The organism is Sphingobacterium sp. ML3W, assembly GCF_000747525.1.
Taxonomy (GTDB): Bacteria; Bacteroidota; Bacteroidia; order Sphingobacteriales; family Sphingobacteriaceae; genus Sphingobacterium.
In genome coordinates this window covers 3,756,604-3,774,128 of the sequence record NZ_CP009278.1, presented here as the reverse complement: position 1 = coordinate 3,774,128, position 17,525 = coordinate 3,756,604, and the positions used below count along the sequence as shown (strand labels likewise).

Sequence of the window (17,525 nt, the reverse complement as noted above, 5' to 3'; positions counted from 1 at the left end):
CCTTATGCCACTTTATCATCAATTGGGGAAAGTACCTCCAAAAAGACATACCGTATTTCGGAAACCCGATGGTAGCTTATATTCCGAAGAATTGGTTTCCACGCATGGGTTTTCCAGCACCTACTCGTTGGTTTATCATTGCCATCCACCCACTTTGGTCAAGCAGATCGGAGAACCCTATGATGTATCGCCAAAAATAGCACGACGAAAGCACCTAAAACATACCAGTCTGAAAGGGTTTGCTATTCAAGCAAAGGATGATTATTTGGAAAGTCGGGTTCCTGTTCTGGTCAATGACGACCTACAGATTTCCTTGGCTGCTCCAAGACAGTCCATGAGCGATTATTTTTATAAAAATAGTCAGGCAGACGAGATTCTTTTCATCCATGAAGGGTCAGGTGTTTTAAAGACGGGTTATGGGCAGATTCCATTTGCTTATGGCGATTATATCGTGATTCCCAGAGGTATTATTTATCAACTTCATTTTGACCGACCTGACAATCGCTTGTTTATCATCGAATCTTTTTCACCCATCCGCACGCCAAAGCGCTATCGGAATGAATTTGGACAATTGATGGAGCATGCTCCTTTTTACGAACGGGATATCAAGAGACCCATGCAATTGGAGACGATAGATGAAATGGGAGACTTTGAGGTCCGAATCAAAAAACAGGGATTGATCTACCCTTATATATACGGCAGTCACCCCTTTGACTTCGTCGGTTGGGATGGGTACCATTATCCTTGGGCGTTCTCTATTCATGATTTTATGCCCATTACAGGAAAGCTACATCAGCCACCTCCAGTACATCAAACCTTCGAAACCGATAGTTTTGTTGTCTGTAGCTTCTGCCCAAGGCTTTATGACTATCATCCCGACTCCATTCCGGCGCCATATAGCCACAGCAATGTGGATTCTGATGAAGTCTTGTACTACGTGGATGGCGACTTTATGAGCCGTAAAAGTGTGGAACGAGGGCAGATAACCCTGCATCCAGGTGGTATACCGCATGGTCCTCATCCAGGTACAGTAGAAAAAAGTATTGGACAGAAGCAAACACAAGAATTGGCCGTAATGATCGACCCCTTTAGACCCTTAATGCTCACGGAGGAAGCTTTGGCAATTGAGGATCCAGACTATTTCAAATCGTGGTTAAGTGAGTAATAGTAAATGAAAAACAAACCTTAATAAACAGATAATACTTATTATGAAACAGACATTTGCAGAGAAAATAGCCTTGGCACAAGACTTTCTACCCATCAATGGGACGGATTATATCGAGTTTTATGTCGGCAATGCCAAACAGGCCGCACATTATTATAAAACAGCCTTTGGTTTTCAGTCCGAAGCCTATGCCGGACCAGAAACAGGGGTACGCGATCGTGCGTCCTACGTTTTGCGCCAAGGAAAGATACGATTGGTATTGACAACGGCATTGCGCTCCGATCACCCGATATCTGAGCATGTCAAAAAACATGGTGATGGTGTTAAAATACTGGCCCTTTGGGTAGACGATGCAACTAAAGCATTCGAAGAAACGACTAAAAGAGGGGCTAAAGTGTATCAAGAACCGCAAGTATTGACCGATGAGTATGGCGAGGCTATTACTTCAGGGATCTATACCTACGGAGAAACGGTTCACCTCTTTGTCGAGCGTAAAAATTACAAAGGAGTCTTTTTACCAGGTTACCAAGTTTGGGAAAGTGATTATCAACCAGCAGAAGTCGGCTTGTTGTATATCGACCATTGTGTAGGTAATGTCGGTTGGAATAAAATGAATGAAACAGTAGCGTGGTATCAAGAGGTGATGGGCTTTGTCAATGTATTATCTTTTGATGATAAGCAGATCAACACCGAGTACTCCGCACTGATGAGTAAAGTGATGAGCAATGGAAATGGATATGTCAAATTTCCCATCAATGAACCAGCAGAAGGGCAGAAGAAATCGCAGATTGAAGAATACCTGGATTTTTATGAAGGAGAAGGCGTGCAGCATGCTGCCTTAGCGACGCAAGATATCGTGCAGACTGTAAAAGCATTAAAGGCACGTGGTGTGGAGTTTTTGGGAGCACCACCAGAAGCCTATTATGATATGTTACCAGAGCGCGTGGGCCAAATTGATGAAGAGATCCAGATCATTCAAGATCTTGGAATTTTAGTGGACCGTGACGATGAGGGCTATCTCTTGCAGATCTTTACGAAACCAGTTGAAGATCGCCCCACTTTATTTTTTGAAATTATACAACGTAAGGGCGCACAAAGTTTTGGAGCAGGTAACTTCAAGGCTTTATTCGAAGCTATAGAGCGCGAGCAAGCAAAACGTGGAAATCTTTAAGGTTATAAAATAGAACAAGCTACATACAAGAATGGCTAATATGAAAGACATGAAAGATTTACTGCAAGCTTTTGAAAGCAAAAGACCTGAAATCGTGTTTGAATGGAAAGATACGGAAACCGAAGCAGAAGGCTGGGTCATTATCAATTCATTACGCGGAGGCGCTGCAGGCGGGGGCACACGCATGCGATTGGGCTTGGATAAAAATGAAGTTGAATCGTTGGCAAAGACCATGGAGGTGAAGTTTACCGTTTCAGGACCACCTATTGGTGGAGCAAAATCTGGAATCAATTTTGATCCATCAGATCCACGTAAAAAAGGAGTATTGGATCGGTGGTTTAAAGTGGTCACACCATTACTTAAAAATTACTACGGTACGGGCGGCGATCTGAATGTCGATGAAATCCATGATGTCATTCCCCTGACCGAGCAATATGGCCTTTGGCATCCGCAAGAGGGCGTGTTGAATGGGCATTTCAATGTGCGCGAAAATGAAAGGATCCATCAGATCGGACAGTTGCGGTACGGCGTTTCCAAAGTCTTGGAAGACCCTGCATACAGTCCGGATATGAAGCGTAAATATAAAATTGCCGATATGATTACCGGTTATGGCGTAGCAGAGGCTGTTAAGCATTTTTACAGATGCTATGGTAACGATTGTATCGGTAAAAGTGCGGTCATACAAGGTTGGGGCAATGTTGCAGCGGCAGCAGCCTTCTATCTGAGTAAGATGGGGGTTAAGGTCGTAGGGATTATCGATCGAGCAGGAGGCTTGATCAATCCATTAGGTTTTACAGAAGCCGAGGTAACAGCCTTGTTCCTCAATCGAAAAGGGAACGAGCTGTGTAGTCCAGATTTACTTTCTTTTGATGAAGTAAATAAAGAGATTTGGCAGATTGGAGCTGCTATCTTCATACCTGCTGCTGCCTCGCGTTTGGTTTCCAAAGAGCAGGTTAGTGAATTGGTCACACATGGGTTGGAATTGATTGCTTCGGGTGCCAATGTCCCTTTCTCAGATCGCGAGATATTTTATGGCCCCGTTATGGAATATGCAGATACGCAAGTCTCCGTCATTCCCGATTTTATAGCCAACTGTGGCATGGCCCGTGTTTTCGCCTATCTCATGCAACCTAATGTCGAGATCAGTGATGATGCCCTGTTCTCCGATGTCTCTCGTGTTATCGGGCAAGCGATCGATCAGATTAGAGCAGTCTCGGATTCAAAGACACATCTTTCATCCCGAGCATATGAAATTGCACTCAAACAACTTGTGTGATTCTAGTACATGAATCAATAGCTATAAAAAAAAGCATTTGCGATTACGCAAATGCTTTTTTTTATAGCTCATAAAATTGGATTCATCTTATTCTCCTTTTTTCGGCTGGATTTCTTTTGTGTCATTTGTCTGCATAGCATTCATTTTTAAATTCCCATCTCTTAAATCTTCCTCTTTTAGTTCATCCAATATGGCCTTTAATTGCTTCACATAAGTGCCATAAAAATATCTTGTCCATAGGAGGATGGATAAGATAGCAGTTAGACAAACTACAATGGATAGAATTATCAGGTAAACTTTTGTATTAGCGGGGAGCGTTAAGAAATCTTTTTCCTTTTCGATTAACCGGCTGTTGAAATATAAACCAGAAGCTACAATTGCCATAGGCAATAAGAGAAAACCAAATGCATGGTATCGTTCTATATTGAGTTTAAATTCATAGTATATTTCCAATAAGCTATCCTTGGTTCCCATTGAATAATGGTCTATTTTGTTGTAAAATAAGCGAAATAGATTTAGGTAGTAAGCTGAAATAAGAACTAGAAATGTATAAGACGCATAATAAATGATATGATATGCAGGATGAAGCCTGAGCAGCCATGGGAAAAATGCAAGAAAAACTATTGCTACGATTTGTATGTACCATTCATTTTTCATATTACGTTTCAACTTATCCAAAGGAAGCTTAGCTGCACCAAGTTTCTTTATTCGAGATGGAATACGCACATTATCTGTGTTATCTGCATTCCAAGCCGATTTTAATTCATCAAGATTCATAACCTATTTTTTTTATGATTTGCTGTAATTTTTCTTTTGTTCTATTGAGTTTTACACGTACATTTCCTTCACTTATACCGAGCTGTATACCTGTATCACGATGGGATAGTCCTTCCATAAAGTAAAATATCAAAGCCTTTTCCACCCCATTAAGCTGTTGGATAGCGCGATAAAAGACCTCCAGTTGCTGGTCTTTTTCGGGGTCATAATCTTCCTGTTCTGGTTCTTTTGCTGTGTTGTAGTTGTAAACATCACTTCGCCGTTTTTCTTTTTTGAAGGAGGAAATAGCGGTGTTGATTGCCACTCGGTACATCCAAGAAGAAAATGCGCTCTCTCCTTTAAACTTGGGGTAGGATTTCCATAATTGGATGATGATTTCCTGTTGCAAGTCTTTTCGATCTTCTGGATTGTCCATATATAATCGAGCAACCTTGTGCAAGATCCCCTTGTGGACCTCCAACAAATCGAGAAATGCTTTTTCAACCAAATAATCCACCACCATATTATGCTGTCGCCAAAGGTTGAAGTGAACTCGTCAAGATTTTATTCATTGCTTTTTCTTTAAGTATCTATTTTTGGTTTTATTAATTAATCAATCAGTAAGTACAACCTCACGTTAATTCGTTACAAAATATTTGCAATTCATAATTACTGTCCCTAGAATATGGTTTTAATTGTCCGGAGAAGAAGAATTCCGACTTAGAATCTTAGTAAGTTTCAGGTCCTGTCATGATGTAAAACGCTCTGCATAGTACACTAACATATACAGGGCAGATAACTATAGGGTTAAATACTGTCAATGAGGTACCAGATGAGCAATACACTAATAAATATCAGTCCAAATGTCGCTACCGATAGGAGTGGGTTGGAACTTTCAAAAGCATCTGCATTGATTTCTTTTCTTACTTTTTTATAGTTGAGGTAAGCCATTAATGCCGTAATGGCACCAAGCGCTACTAAGGTGACACCAATTTCGGCAGAATAGCCTTTCTGACTGCTATGTTGAGGGTTGTTTAGCATTAGGCTGACTTGCTTTACAAACAAAGAGAATTTTACAACGACAAAACCAAATCCCATGATTCCAATACTAGTTCTTATCCAGGCCAAGAAGGTACGTTCATTTGCCAAGTGATCACTCGTCTTTTTTTGAGGTTGTTTATCCATATCATTTCTTTTATACGATGTTAACAATTAAAGTGGAATATTGATTTTGATCTTCCCACCCCCATCTCTGGGATGAATAGCGGGTTTGTAAGATAAAGTTAAAAAATGGTCATTAAAAATGAAAATGCCCAAAGCGGGGAGCTTAAGGCATTTTCTAACCAATTATTAATCTAAATTATGAATAAAAGTTATTTCAAATGTTGTGCCAGAAATTATACTTATCGTTATTTAATGTATTGCAATAATAATATTACAGAACCTATAATAATTCTAGTTACTTTCTTTACTTATCTTCTCTAATTGATAAGAGTTTTCACCCAATTTTGTCAATTTAAGCGATGCACCGGCTTCAAGTGCTAATTCATGAGCGGCCTCTTGTCCCAAACTAAGGACATGTGAACGATCTCTTCTATACGAAAAAGCACACTCATATTCATTGTTAATCCGTATTCTTATCTTTTTTGTTTTATTTGGGAACAAGCTTTTCAAATCCTTTGTAATCCTGATTTGATTTTTAGTGACATCTTCCGCAGTAATCAGATTTCCTTTCGTAGGTATAATTGCTGTTTCCAAAGCAGTACCAGGAGTCTTTGTCCCTGTTGATGCATTTGTTTGATCAGTAGTATCATCTTGTGGGCTCTTTGTCTGTGCATTTTCAGTTTGAACAGGAGTAGTTTTTTGTTGATTCTTGGCGTTTGCTGCTTGAACAGGTGCTTTATTTTGCTGACCTTTTGTCTGCGCATTCTCAGCTTGAACAGGTGCAGTTTTTTGTTGATTCTTAGCGTTTGCTGCTGGAGCAGGAGCATTGTTTTGCTGACCTTTTGCCTGTGCGTTGTCAGCTTGAACAGGTACCGCTTTTTGTTGATTCTTAGCGTTTGTTGCTGGAGCAGGAGCATTGTTTTGCTGACCTTTTGTCTGTGCGTTATCAGCTTGAACAGGAGCAGCTTTTTGTTGATTCTTCGTGTTTACAACTGGAGCAGGAGTATTGTTTTGCTGACCCTTTTTCTGTACATTTTCAGCTTGAACAGGAGCAGCTTTCGTTTGATGCTTTGCATGCGTATGAGCCGATTGAGTTGAAGTCGTACTTTCCTGATGCTTTGTATGTGTTTGAGCAGGTTGAATAGGCTCGACGTTAGTTGATACGGGTTTGTTAATGATATTGCGGATGTAGTAATTTTTTATTCTCGACTTTTCCGAATTACGGACATCGATTTCAAAATCCTCTTTATACGCTTTAAAAAGATGGGATATCTTTTCATATCCATAATTGCGCGCATCAAAGTCTGGTTTCCTTTTATTAAATAGACTTCCTATTTCACCTAAAAATGCCCAACCGCTTTCATCTGCAGTATCATCCACCGTATCTTTCAACAGTTCCAGTGTTTCTTCATCCAAAGCTGAAATTTTATGTTGATCAACAGGAGTAGGGGTCGTGGTGGTATTCGTATTCGTATTCGTATTTTTCTTTTTTACTACTTTTTTGGAGACTTCTTTCTCCAATATTTCCACATAGATAAACTTATCACAGGAAGATATAAACGGTTTCGGGGTCTTTCTTTCACCTATACCGATCACTAATTTACCTGATTCACGTAATCTGGTTGCCAATCGTGTGAAATCGCTATCACTGGAAACAATACAGAAACCGTCTACGCGATCCGAGTGTAAGATGTCCATGGCATCGATAATCAAAGCCGAATCGGTTGAGTTTTTGCCCTGCGTATAACTGTACTGCTGGATCGGAGTGATCGCATGTGTTAAAAGGCTGTCTTTCCAGTTTTCAACATAAGGACTGGTCCAGTCTCCATAAATACGCTTTATCGTAGGGATCCCGTATCGTTTTACCTCGTTTAATATCTCTTCTATTTTTTTGTAAGAGATATTGTCCGCATCGATCAAGATCGCTATTTTTTTTTCTGTTTCTTCTGGCATCCCTTGTTTCTTTAATATGCTTTATCTATTGAATTTCAGTGGAATCCTAAGATATTTATTTATATTAATTTAATTTGCACGAAGCATAGCTGCTGAAAATAGCAAACCTATACACTTCGTCGAAAAGTATTCTAATATTATTTTAACTTCTCTTCTCTTGTAAACTTAGATAAATTTGCTTAGATACACAATATAGCAGTGTAGACATAAAAGCAAAAAGTCACATTATTTACGCATTTTCTCAAATAATTAGGCACCTTGGTATCCAATCATTCCAACTGTCCTATATTTACAGGTCACCCTGTTTTATTTATTAACCTCAACCTCAGACCATTCTTTTCTATTAAAATCTTGCTATTTTTGTTGAAATTTTAGATATATGTTGATCATTGATTCTCCCTCCAATAATGCTTATTTTAATATAGCGTCTGAAGAATATTTATTGTATAAATATCCAAAAGCAGATATTTTCTTATTATACATAAACGCACCTTCAATCATTATCGGTAAATTTCAAAATACCTTAGCAGAAATTAACCTCGATTATGTGCAAGATCAAGGAATCAAAGTCGTGCGACGGATGTCGGGTGGAGGAGCCGTTTATCATGACCTTGGCAACCTGAACTTTTCCTTTCATACCCTTTTAGGAACCAATGATTTTATGGATTTCTCAACCTTTACACAACCCGTAGTATCCTTATTGAATCAGATGGATATCCCTGCGAAACTGGAAGGAAGAAACGATTTGTTGGTAGAAGGGAAGAAATTTAGTGGAAATGCTAAACTCGCTAAAAACGGAAAAATGATCCAGCATGGTACGCTCCTAATAGACTCACATATGGAGGTGTTGGGCGATGCTTTGAAAGTGAATCCACTGAAATTCATAGATAAGGCTGTGAAGTCAAACCGTGCCCGGGTGATCAATCTCAGCGAGTACCTCCCAGAAAACATCAGCACATTACCTTTTAAGCAGCTGTTGATTGCCGAGATGATGAAAAATAATCCAGAGGCTACGATGTATACCCTAACCGATGAAGATATATCGGGAATCGAAAAATTGGTAGCAGACAAATATGCTACATGGGAGTGGAACTTCGGGGCTTCACCAAATTACAATTTTAAGAAAGCATTAAAGATACCAGCCGGATTCATCGAAGTACATTTGGATGTGCACAAGGGTCATATCGAAAAAGCGAAGATATTTGGAGATTTTTTCGCCTCAAAACCAATTGAAGAATTGGAAAACATATTGATTGGAGAAAAACATGATATTGCCCATATTGCCCAACTGCTCGAAGGACAAGATATAACGGCCTATTTCGGCAAAGTAAGTGTAGCCGAAGTATTGGAATTATTTAAATAAGCCAAATAGATACTTCTTTGTCCGAGGTTACCAAACCAGTTTATTGCAATGCGTAATTTGGAGGAGTCAAATCTGACCTCTTTTATTTGCCGTTGTGCGATAAAGGATTGGATTTAAAAGAATACTTTTAATACAAGTGCGCTCTTTTTAACATGTAACTGACAAATGAGGGTATGGCGATTAAATCTTTATGGCTAAGTTTGCCGCTTTGGGCATCAAAATTTGAAACTTACCGTTTTTCAAGTTTTGATGCCCATTGATTTAATATTAATACGTCATGATTGCCGAACTAGAAGACAAAGAAATAAAGCAGATTTATCAAACATCTATTATCCAACAAACGGCCTATTGGTCTGAAGTAAAAAGACTACAAGGAGTCACTTCAAAAGCATTCAATTTCAAAACGAAATTTGCAGATCTCTATCCAGAATCTGAGGATACGACCTATTTTGTTGGCGATTTATTGATCCTGATCCAAGCAGTAGATCAAGATCATAGCATTGCTTACGTACCCTATGGTCCAGAGGTGGAGCCATCGGTAGAAAACCAAGGATATTTCTTAGAGCAATTGTCTGAAAGTCTACGTTCTAGTTTGCCGAAAAACTGCATCATGATTCGATATGACCTATCCTGGGAATCGCATTGGGCAAAAGATGACGATTGTTACGATTTAAATGGTAACTGGTTGGGTGTGCCTGATAAAAAGATCCAAGAGATAAGATTTAACTTTAATACCAATCATTGGAACTTAAGAAAAGCCAATACCGATATCTTGCCTTCCAATACTATATTTATGGATCTGAAAAAAGATGAAGATACGTTGTTGGGAGCTATGAAAACCAAGACGCGTTATAACATCAATCTTTCGAAACGAAAAGGCGTGAAGATTCGCTCCCTAGGTCTGGATAGTTTGGCGATTTGGTACGACTTATACCGACAAACTGCCGTTCGTAATAATTTCTTTTTACACGATATCAGTTATTTTAGGATTGTACTTTCCGCTCGGGCAAACGATACCCTTTCTCCAGCAGATGTTTACCTGTTGGTTGCAGAGGTGGATGGTCTACCCTTAGCTGCGATGTTTTTAGTCGTTTCGGGCAAGCGTGGTACCTACTTGTATGGAGCATCCGCTACTGAAAACAGAAATTATATGGCCACATATGCTTTACAATGGCGCGCGATGCAAATGGCAAAAGATAAAGGATGTACCGAATATGATTTCTTTGGTATCGCACCACAGGCAGATACAGCACATCCTATGTATGGTCTATATCGTTTCAAAACAGGCTTTGGAGGGGAAATATTCCATCGTATGGGCTGTTGGGATTATCCTTTGGATAATGAAAAGTATAAGTACTATACGTCTATGGAATTTAAGAATCAAAGTTATCATTTGAGCTAACAAAAAAAGCAGGTGTACCGATTCGGTACACCTGCTTTTTTAGACCTCCTACACCATCTATGCTGCAGCATCCACATTCCAACCGGAAAGGATTCCCCCGTAAAAATAAAAAGTAACGTGAAATTTCTTGTTGCTTAATTTGTCCGTCACCAAGTAGCGCTCGGTCACATCATAAGAAGCTACTTTTTTGAAACTCGACAGTTTCACTTCAGGTAGATCAGTTTGCGATGTCGCGTTAGGAACCATTTGTTGGATCTTGGCCGTGATTAATTTCATGATACCCTCTTTTTTGAATGGGTTTCTTTCCACCTTATTGTTACCCACGATCGGCATCACACCCTTATGTGCTGCTTTTTTAGCTTTAGCCTGTGCGGTATAATTTCTAAATTTCTCTTTAATTTTAGGGTCACGAATGCTGTTGACCGTAAAGAGCGCTATTCCTTGAGCACCATGGTTCAATGCCTCATCCATTTCAGTGAACATAGCATCACTGTCACTCGCCATAAGCCCACAATATAAACTGGTCATTTCATGCTTATCTTTTGCATTTTCAATCGTACAGTCCCTTACAAAACTTGGGTCTTCGGTATAGAAACTGCTATACACCATTGGGAATGCCATATCCAAATGCCATTTTCCCCAATCCTGTCTTACCATACGAGAAGCCATTTTTGGAGTAGGAAATGGCGAAGCAGCCATTGTTTTGCCACTTGCATGTACCACATCTGCAATCATGTTGGCTACATCGGTAATCTGGTCACAACGAAATTGTCTCCATTTAAGATCGCTTGAAGGGTCTTTTTGTGTTCTTGGGTCATACCCATATTCGTCTTTAAATTTTTGGATAGCTACTGGGTGATAACCATAATCCCAACCGGCATATTCACGATCTTGAACAATATTGTATTTAGGCCACAGGGTTGTTGGCAGTACAACATCTACATAACGGTTATAATCGATCGAGATACCGCTCAATCCTTCCACCGCACAATAAGACGCAATTTTCTCTTTGATATAATCCTTCACCTCAGGTAATACAGGCGATAGGAATTTGTAGTATCCCACATATGCAGTTGTGTCGGCTAGGCTTTTTCCATTTCGATTGACACTAAACCATTCAGGGTGGTCCTTCAATATTTGGTCGCGGTCATGTTCCAAGTTCAGTGTCCATAACCAAGCTATTACTTTGATTCCATATTTTTGAGCTATGGGAATCGCAACTCTATAATCATCAGGAGTAGGAGCATTGAGCATGACACCTTCAATGCCAAGATATTGCATTTCATGGCAAACAGAGTCAAAATTATGACCAGGTCTGTAATCCAACCAAGTCCAGAACATAGGTTGATCTTCACTTTTTCCAGTTTTAGCCTCTGCGCTGGTCAATAGAAATAGTGCGAATAGAAAAAGAACGTATACACGAACTTGTAGGTAATGGCGATGATTCATAATCGATAGCTTTATTGATACAATCTGAAGATTGTATTTTGATTCATATTTTCAAGCCGCAATATAATTATTTTAAGTTAAATCTATTGGCGCATTATGTCTTTAGTGTATTTTATCATGGAGCAGCGGAGGATGATCTTTTTGAGATGTTCGATTGGAATTAGGGTCGTGCTATGCTGACTTGCGTTATTCAATGAATTCCATAGGGTACAAAAAAAACGCCTGAAGTGGGGAACCCCAGGCGTTTTAACTAACCAATTATTAACCTAAATTATGAATACTTACTTAACGCATAAATTGTACCCGATGGTACAAGGCCCCCTTTGATTTAACACATTTTAACTTTTTCAACCTAAAATCAGAGATTAAAGAAAAATAATCTGTTGAAATAGCTACATTTATTTTTTTACGATCAGATTCCTACGCTATTTTATGTTGGACTGAAATAGCTCGTAATTTTAAAATAATCATCCGAAATAGGGCATTATATTTGAAGCGAGCTTGAATAAGAGCTAAAATTGAACCGGAACATCTTTAATTCTTTATTAGATGTCCAAGTATTTTTTAGATAAAGCCATCATTATATCATTTTTTGTATGAAATACGGTCATTGATGACTTCATACATTTAGAAGATACAGAGAAGAAAATCACCAGCTGATATTATCGTTACGCCATTTGAAATTGTGCTACATGAGAGAAAAGTTAAATGCCAGTCAAGAAGTAAAACGTCTATTTGAAAGATGCCATGCACAATTAGATGAACCCTCGTATATCGAATTGGATTTCTTATCCTTATTGGTAGATGTGTTCCGTCCGAAACGAAAATCACTGTTCTATCAGGTAGAAATCACTCCGCTATTGGATCATTTAATGGAATACCCCGATGATAGAAGAGTATTTATAGCGTATATGCACCGGATCTTAGGGATGAAAGATTTCGATCAGTTGATTTCAGATGCTGCTATTATCAGCTATGCCGATTTTAGGTATGAGATCAAGAAGCGGTTTACGGAAAAGTACCTACCCGCGCAGCCACCGAAAACGACCTTACAATATGTTTTAAATCAGGTGTTCTATCACTCCAAAGACGCAGACTGGGTGGCCGCCATTCCACAAGAACAATTACTGGATTTATTTAACATCTGTATGTTCAAGTCGATTTATGAGAGTGAACAAAATTATGAAATCAAAGAAATCCTCTATGGATTAGAAGTATTGGTGCAACGGATCACGGGAAGAGCTATGGAGACAGATGTCAATAAGATGGTTCCGGAGTTCCAGAATTTTGACAGTCCCTTTATTGCGATCATGCGTGAGTTCAGTGAATTGAACGATCGCTTTTTGGCGAACAACTTGCGGTACATGAGCTCCGATGACCTTGCCTACAAACAAATACTCGTTTTGCATAAACAATGTGAGAATTATATTGAAACGGCCTTTTCCAATGCACATCGTTTTGGTATCTCGATCAAAGTCAATCAATCGTTGTTACGTATTCAACATCAATTGGAGCGAATCAAAGAGATTATATCCTTTTTGGTCATTGATAAAGAAGAAGAGCAAGTACCCAAGAGTATTGCCTTTGCACAGACCCTAATCGGTTATAATTGTCGCAAGAGTAATATTCGAAAACTAATCGGACAGAGTACGCAACTGTTGGCGTACGAAATTACCCATCATACCGCGCAGACAGGGGAGCATTATATCACCTCAAGCAAAAAAGAATATTGGCGCATGTTTCGTTCTGCTTGTGGCGGAGGAATCATTGTAGGTATTATGTGTATCATCAAATTGTTTCTAGGTAAAGTAGAAACGAGCGAGTTTGGACATGCCCTGCTATACAGTGCAAATTATGCGATTGGCTTTACTGCAATCTACCTGTTTGGAGCAACATTGGCAACCAAACAACCCGCTATGACAGCATCGGCATTGATTGCCGCCATTGAGAATGGTACTTCTGGGCAGGATGTGAATCGACATAAGTATTGGAATTTTGCTATTTTCTTCGCCCGATTATTCCGTTCGCAGTTTATTGCTTTCGTAGGCAATGTCATCATGGCATTCCCGATCAGTCTAGCTTTGATATGGGGCATTCAAGAAGTTTTTCATTTCAATGCAGCATCCGGAAAATGGTTGACATTGGTCAATGACCTCAACCCAACTGAAACGCCGATGGTACTCCACGCTTGTATTGCAGGTGTCTTTCTTTTTTTATCAGGGATCATTGCGGGCAGTATTTCCAATCGCGATAAACACAACTCGGTGTATTACCGCATCGAAGAGCAACCGGTCTTGAAGAAAGTTTTCGGAAAGGAAAAAACAGCAAAAGTAGCCAGGTTCTATGAAAAGAAATGGGCAGGTATCGTTTCCAATGTCTGGTTTGGAGTTTTTATGGGAACAACAGCGTCAGTGGGTATGTTTTTGGGTTTAAATCTCGATATTCGGCACATTACTTTTGCTAGTGGTAATCTTGCATTAGGCTTGTTCGGTCATGATATGGAGCTCAGTACAGACATGTGGATATGGGGGATACTCGGTATAGGGATCATTGGTTTCTTTAATTTTGTCGTTAGCTTTTCATTATCATTGACACTTGCATTCCGTTCCCGAAACCTATCTTTTGGAGAATTGATAAAAATGGCAAAGGCCGTTTGGATTTACTTTAAGATGAATCCCAAATCGTTCTTTTTTCCGCCTCAAGAAAAATAGGAGTCGGTTTATTTCAGTTGTGCACTTCTGATGGTGACGCATAGCAACCGATACCCTTGCGCAGTTCTTAAAAACTCCAAATGATCTTGTGTAATGCCCGAAGCACTATCCTGGTTGAGGATCAAGGACAGGGTTGGATATTGCCAATCCTTAGATTCACCACAATTGTTATAATAGTCATCAAAATCTGGCGTGTTGAACATAAAGGGGTTGAGACCATCACTGGAAATAAAACCTTGGAAATCCCCTTGTGTTATTTTCTCCAACCTACTTTTGACCAGTTCAAAATTAGCTTCGATAAAGGTTGATCGATCGCTGGTTACCCAATCTTCTGCAGCTTGCCAGGTTACCTGTGGGTAGGTCAATTGGTTTAGTTTTTCTTTCGTCAGGTCGGGCAGCAAGGTCGTTCTCAACCATTGGTCAAATTCCTTTTTAAAATCTACAAAGGAGTAGTAGCTTCCGTCGGTTCCCTTAAAAGATGTGCGTGTACTGTCCAGAGGAGGAGTTGTCGACTTTTGAAGACTAAAGAAGTTGAGCTGAGGATTGTAGGAAAAGTTCTCGATCAAAATGTTGTTAGCTGTATCCAAAAGCAACTCTTGACCACCTGTCCAAGTGGAAACTTCCCCATTCCGATTTTTTTTGGCACCTTTCAGCGCCACAATCATACCGTTATGTACCCTTTTCAGATCGCTGTATTCGGCAGGTATGACGATGTCACCATGGCGATCGAACAAGCCCGCAAGGCCTGTCACAGGATCTCTGAACCGGATAAAACCTTCACTTTCACAGTCAGGACCATTATCGAACAGATGCAGACTATCCCTTCCTACCACGCGGCCCGATTTAGTCAGGTAGTACGTTGATAAAGGCGTATGCCCCATTTCGGCAACAGCAATAATAGCATCAAAGCGATTGGCAGTGGTATAAGCGCCAAACTTCGGTTCGATCATCACCTTTCCGACAGCATCGCTATATCCGATCAGCGTACTATCTTGATTGTAACAGGCATACCAAGTGTCGACTTGTTGTGCCCATACCGGAGAGCAGAATAGTATTGAAATAAGGGTGATCAAGTAATAGCTCATTAGATACAAATTTACACGAAAATGAGGACTATACAATCCCCATTTATCGGTATTTCTATCTTAAACGAAGTTAGCGCAGTGCCTGTTCCAGATCTGCGAGCAGATCATCAATGGATTCAAGTCCGACACTGATGCGGATCAGGCCATCGGTAATCCCTGTTTTGAGTCTGGTTTCTCGCGGTATACCAGCATGCGACATAGAGGCCGGATGCGATACGAGGGTATCGACCGTACCGATGGATACTGCACGTGTACAGACCTGCAGTTTGTTTACAAAGTCGATGGATTTTTGATAGCCACCCTTTAGCTCTATGCTCATCACAGAACCAGCATGACGCATCTGTTTTTTACTGATGGCATGATCAGGATGTGTCGGAAGACCATTATAATGCACTTGCGAGATCTCTGGATGATTGTAGAGAAAATGGGCCACATCCATTGCATTTCGGCAATGCTGCTCCATACGCAATGGCAGGGTTTTGATACCCTGTAAGACCAAAAAAGCATCAAAGGAATTGCTATTTACCCCCAACAGTTTATGTGTTTGATGGACATAGGTCTTCATCGCTTCCAAATCTCGACCTACCAATACGCCACCTATTGCATTGCCATGACCATTCAAGAATTTGGTTGTTGAATGGAAAATAAAATCCACCTGATATTTGAATGGCTGCTGCAGGTAAGGAGTGGCAAAGGTATTATCAACAGATACCAGTTTACCGTACTTTTTTGAAACCGCTACTATACGTTCGATATCGATGCATTGCATCGTGGGGTTCGCTGGCGACTCAAAATGAACGAGTTTTATTTCCGGTTTATCTTTTAATAACTCCTCGATTTTGTCGGTGTCGGTCATATCCAAAAAATAGGCTTTGATACCAAATTTCGGCAGCATTTTCATGATGAACTCATGGGTGCCACCGTAAAGTGAAGGAGTCGCCAATAAGGCATCGCCCGCACTTAAACAAGATAAAAACAAGGTGGACATGGCAGATTGACCACTAGAAGTCAATAGCGCAGTTGCGTTTAAAGGTGTTCCATCAAGGTTTTTGATATTCCAGGTTTCCAGATCTGCTATCGCTTGTGCAGTAGCATCTGTCGTCGGATTGCCAAACCGAGAGTAGATATACCCAGGATCTTCACCCGAAAACCTTTGCATGCCCTGTTCGGCGCTATCAAAGGTAAAAGTTGAACTGGCATAAATAGGAGCGATATGGGCATGGTGCCCATCCGTATGTTTCTGATGAATGGCAAGTGTACCAAAATCAATGTTATTCTTGTTCATAAAAGATGAGGCTAGGAATTAATTACTTTCGAGCTGCGTAGCACTTCTTCAAATATTCTTGAAGTACCAGGGCATGTGTATGTTCGGTGTCTTTTGCTGCGTATAATAGGGTAATGGTCGGGTGGTCTTCCCATTTATCTAAAAAGGAAGGAATCTCCTCATTGTGCTTGAGTTCATTTTTGTATTGGATCTTAAATGCATCCCATCGTTCGGGTACGTGCGCGTAAGCAAGTCGAATAGGGGTAGAAGGGGCGATGTCTTTTGCCCATTCATCCAAGTGAACCTCCTCTTTGGTGAGACCCCGTGGCCATAGCCTATCCACCAATACCCGATAGCCATCTTGGCTTTCGGCCTCTTCGTATACCCGTTTTATTTTTATAGCTGGCTGCATACTATAAATTTAAGAATAAAAGATGAAAAAATCGGCTATTATTAATTAGATTAATATTTTTTTAGGTATCAGTGCCAAATACCCACCGGCCATCTCCGATTTGCTTACTTCTATCCTTTGTTCACGGCTATAGAAAATAGTTTATTATGGTTAATCCGTAATATGTATACTGATATCCGTAATTGAGGTAGTTTGAAAATCGATATACTTCCGACATTTGTAGCAGTAAAGTTAAAAGGTAGCAATCGTCAAGATGTTTACTTTGGCAATTTTAGGTTTAGTTTGCTCCGGAATTTCCCAATTTCGGAGCTTTTTAGGTTTCATAGCAACCCCTCTTTATTCGTCAAAGAAAGG

Annotated in this window: 14 protein-coding genes; 6 read left to right on the top strand and 8 right to left on the bottom strand. The window is 40.0% G+C overall.

Going from position 1 to position 17,525, the window contains the following annotated elements; all coding sequences use genetic code 11:
- Window positions 1-4: 4 nt before the first annotated feature.
- From KO02_RS16195 to KO02_RS16185, 3 genes are read left to right on the top strand one after another with little or no spacing between them, the layout of a single operon-like run.
- Window positions 5-1,165 (top strand): homogentisate 1,2-dioxygenase, encoded by a 1,161-nt coding sequence (locus KO02_RS16195; protein WP_038699943.1) that lies wholly within the window; start codon window positions 5-7, stop codon window positions 1,163-1,165.
- A gap of 43 nt (window positions 1,166-1,208) precedes the next feature.
- The gene (gene hppD / locus KO02_RS16190) at window positions 1,209-2,336 is read left to right on the top strand and encodes a 4-hydroxyphenylpyruvate dioxygenase (RefSeq protein WP_038699940.1); all 1,128 of its coding nucleotides are present in this window, start codon (window positions 1,209-1,211) and stop codon (window positions 2,334-2,336) included.
- A 49-nt stretch (window positions 2,337-2,385) separates the two neighbouring features.
- Entirely contained in the window at window positions 2,386-3,612 is a 1,227-nt protein-coding gene (locus KO02_RS16185; protein ID WP_038702842.1) for a Glu/Leu/Phe/Val dehydrogenase dimerization domain-containing protein, read from the top strand.
- Window positions 3,613-3,699: 87 nt separating this feature from the next.
- Here KO02_RS16185 and KO02_RS16180 read toward each other — a convergent pair whose 3' ends face one another.
- From KO02_RS16180 to KO02_RS23370, 4 genes are all read right to left on the bottom strand, one after another.
- The gene (locus KO02_RS16180) at window positions 3,700-4,389 is read right to left on the bottom strand and encodes a hypothetical protein (protein ID WP_038699938.1); all 690 of its coding nucleotides are present in this window, start codon (window positions 4,387-4,389) and stop codon (window positions 3,700-3,702) included.
- Window positions 4,379-4,804, bottom strand: coding sequence for an RNA polymerase sigma factor (locus KO02_RS16175; protein ID WP_235212275.1), 426 nt, complete (start codon window positions 4,802-4,804; stop codon window positions 4,379-4,381). The genes KO02_RS16180 and KO02_RS16175 overlap by 11 nt, the downstream gene beginning before the upstream one ends.
- A gap of 371 nt (window positions 4,805-5,175) precedes the next feature.
- Entirely contained in the window at window positions 5,176-5,553 is a 378-nt protein-coding gene (locus tag KO02_RS16170; RefSeq protein WP_038699936.1) for a YidH family protein, read from the bottom strand.
- 270 nt (window positions 5,554-5,823) lie between these two features.
- Complete coding sequence (locus KO02_RS23370; RefSeq protein WP_081918410.1) at window positions 5,824-7,485, bottom strand: NYN domain-containing protein; 1,662 nt, start codon at window positions 7,483-7,485, stop codon at window positions 5,824-5,826.
- Window positions 7,486-7,864: 379 nt separating this feature from the next.
- Here KO02_RS23370 and KO02_RS16160 point away from each other — a divergent pair, with 379 nt between their 5' ends.
- A complete protein-coding gene (locus KO02_RS16160; RefSeq protein WP_038699934.1) occupies window positions 7,865-8,848 on the top strand; it encodes a lipoate--protein ligase in 984 nt (327 codons plus the stop codon).
- 277 nt (window positions 8,849-9,125) lie between these two features.
- On the top strand, window positions 9,126-10,250 hold the full coding sequence (locus tag KO02_RS16155; RefSeq protein ID WP_038699932.1) for a lipid II:glycine glycyltransferase FemX: 1,125 nt from the start codon (window positions 9,126-9,128) through the stop codon (window positions 10,248-10,250).
- 57 nt (window positions 10,251-10,307) lie between these two features.
- On the opposite strand, the gene KO02_RS16150 is transcribed toward KO02_RS16155, so the two are convergent.
- On the bottom strand, window positions 10,308-11,699 hold the full coding sequence (locus tag KO02_RS16150) for a family 10 glycosylhydrolase (RefSeq protein ID WP_038699929.1): 1,392 nt from the start codon (window positions 11,697-11,699) through the stop codon (window positions 10,308-10,310).
- Between the two features lie 692 nt (window positions 11,700-12,391).
- Between KO02_RS16150 and KO02_RS16145 the strand changes: the two genes are divergently transcribed.
- A complete protein-coding gene (locus tag KO02_RS16145; protein WP_051959993.1) occupies window positions 12,392-14,410 on the top strand; it encodes a recombinase in 2,019 nt (672 codons plus the stop codon).
- Window positions 14,411-14,418: 8 nt separating this feature from the next.
- On the opposite strand, the gene KO02_RS16140 is transcribed toward KO02_RS16145, so the two are convergent.
- From KO02_RS16140 to KO02_RS16130, 3 genes are all read right to left on the bottom strand, one after another.
- On the bottom strand, window positions 14,419-15,495 hold the full coding sequence (locus KO02_RS16140; RefSeq protein WP_051959992.1) for a WG repeat-containing protein: 1,077 nt from the start codon (window positions 15,493-15,495) through the stop codon (window positions 14,419-14,421).
- Between the two features lie 70 nt (window positions 15,496-15,565).
- Entirely contained in the window at window positions 15,566-16,780 is a 1,215-nt protein-coding gene (locus tag KO02_RS16135) for a trans-sulfuration enzyme family protein (protein ID WP_038699925.1), read from the bottom strand.
- Between the two features lie 22 nt (window positions 16,781-16,802).
- Window positions 16,803-17,171 (bottom strand): DUF488 domain-containing protein, encoded by a 369-nt coding sequence (locus KO02_RS16130; RefSeq protein WP_038699923.1) that lies wholly within the window; start codon window positions 17,169-17,171, stop codon window positions 16,803-16,805.
- Window positions 17,172-17,525: the final 354 nt, after the last annotated feature.

What these genes read in the sequence shown, in the direction of transcription:
- KO02_RS16150 (WP_038699929.1), bottom strand. Translation starts at nt 11,699, where the DNA reads ATGAATCATCGCCATTACCTACAAGTTCGTGTATACGTTCTTTTTCTA.
- KO02_RS16180 (WP_038699938.1), bottom strand. Translation starts at nt 4,389, where the DNA reads ATGAATCTTGATGAATTAAAATCGGCTTGGAATGCAGATAACACAGAT.
- hppD (WP_038699940.1), top strand. Translation starts at nt 1,209, where the DNA reads ATGAAACAGACATTTGCAGAGAAAATAGCCTTGGCACAAGACTTTCTA.
- KO02_RS16155 (WP_038699932.1), top strand. Translation starts at nt 9,126, where the DNA reads ATGATTGCCGAACTAGAAGACAAAGAAATAAAGCAGATTTATCAAACA.
- KO02_RS16140 (WP_051959992.1), bottom strand. Translation starts at nt 15,495, where the DNA reads ATGAGCTATTACTTGATCACCCTTATTTCAATACTATTCTGCTCTCCG.
- KO02_RS16130 (WP_038699923.1), bottom strand. Translation starts at nt 17,171, where the DNA reads ATGCAGCCAGCTATAAAAATAAAACGGGTATACGAAGAGGCCGAAAGC.
- KO02_RS16160 (WP_038699934.1), top strand. Translation starts at nt 7,865, where the DNA reads ATGTTGATCATTGATTCTCCCTCCAATAATGCTTATTTTAATATAGCG.
- KO02_RS16135 (WP_038699925.1), bottom strand. Translation starts at nt 16,780, where the DNA reads ATGAACAAGAATAACATTGATTTTGGTACACTTGCCATTCATCAGAAA.
- KO02_RS23370 (WP_081918410.1), bottom strand. Translation starts at nt 7,485, where the DNA reads ATGCCAGAAGAAACAGAAAAAAAAATAGCGATCTTGATCGATGCGGAC.
- KO02_RS16175 (WP_235212275.1), bottom strand. Translation starts at nt 4,804, where the DNA reads ATGGACAATCCAGAAGATCGAAAAGACTTGCAACAGGAAATCATCATC.
- KO02_RS16145 (WP_051959993.1), top strand. Translation starts at nt 12,392, where the DNA reads ATGAGAGAAAAGTTAAATGCCAGTCAAGAAGTAAAACGTCTATTTGAA.
- KO02_RS16170 (WP_038699936.1), bottom strand. Translation starts at nt 5,553, where the DNA reads ATGGATAAACAACCTCAAAAAAAGACGAGTGATCACTTGGCAAATGAA.
- KO02_RS16195 (WP_038699943.1), top strand. Translation starts at nt 5, where the DNA reads ATGCCACTTTATCATCAATTGGGGAAAGTACCTCCAAAAAGACATACC.
- KO02_RS16185 (WP_038702842.1), top strand. Translation starts at nt 2,386, where the DNA reads ATGAAAGATTTACTGCAAGCTTTTGAAAGCAAAAGACCTGAAATCGTG.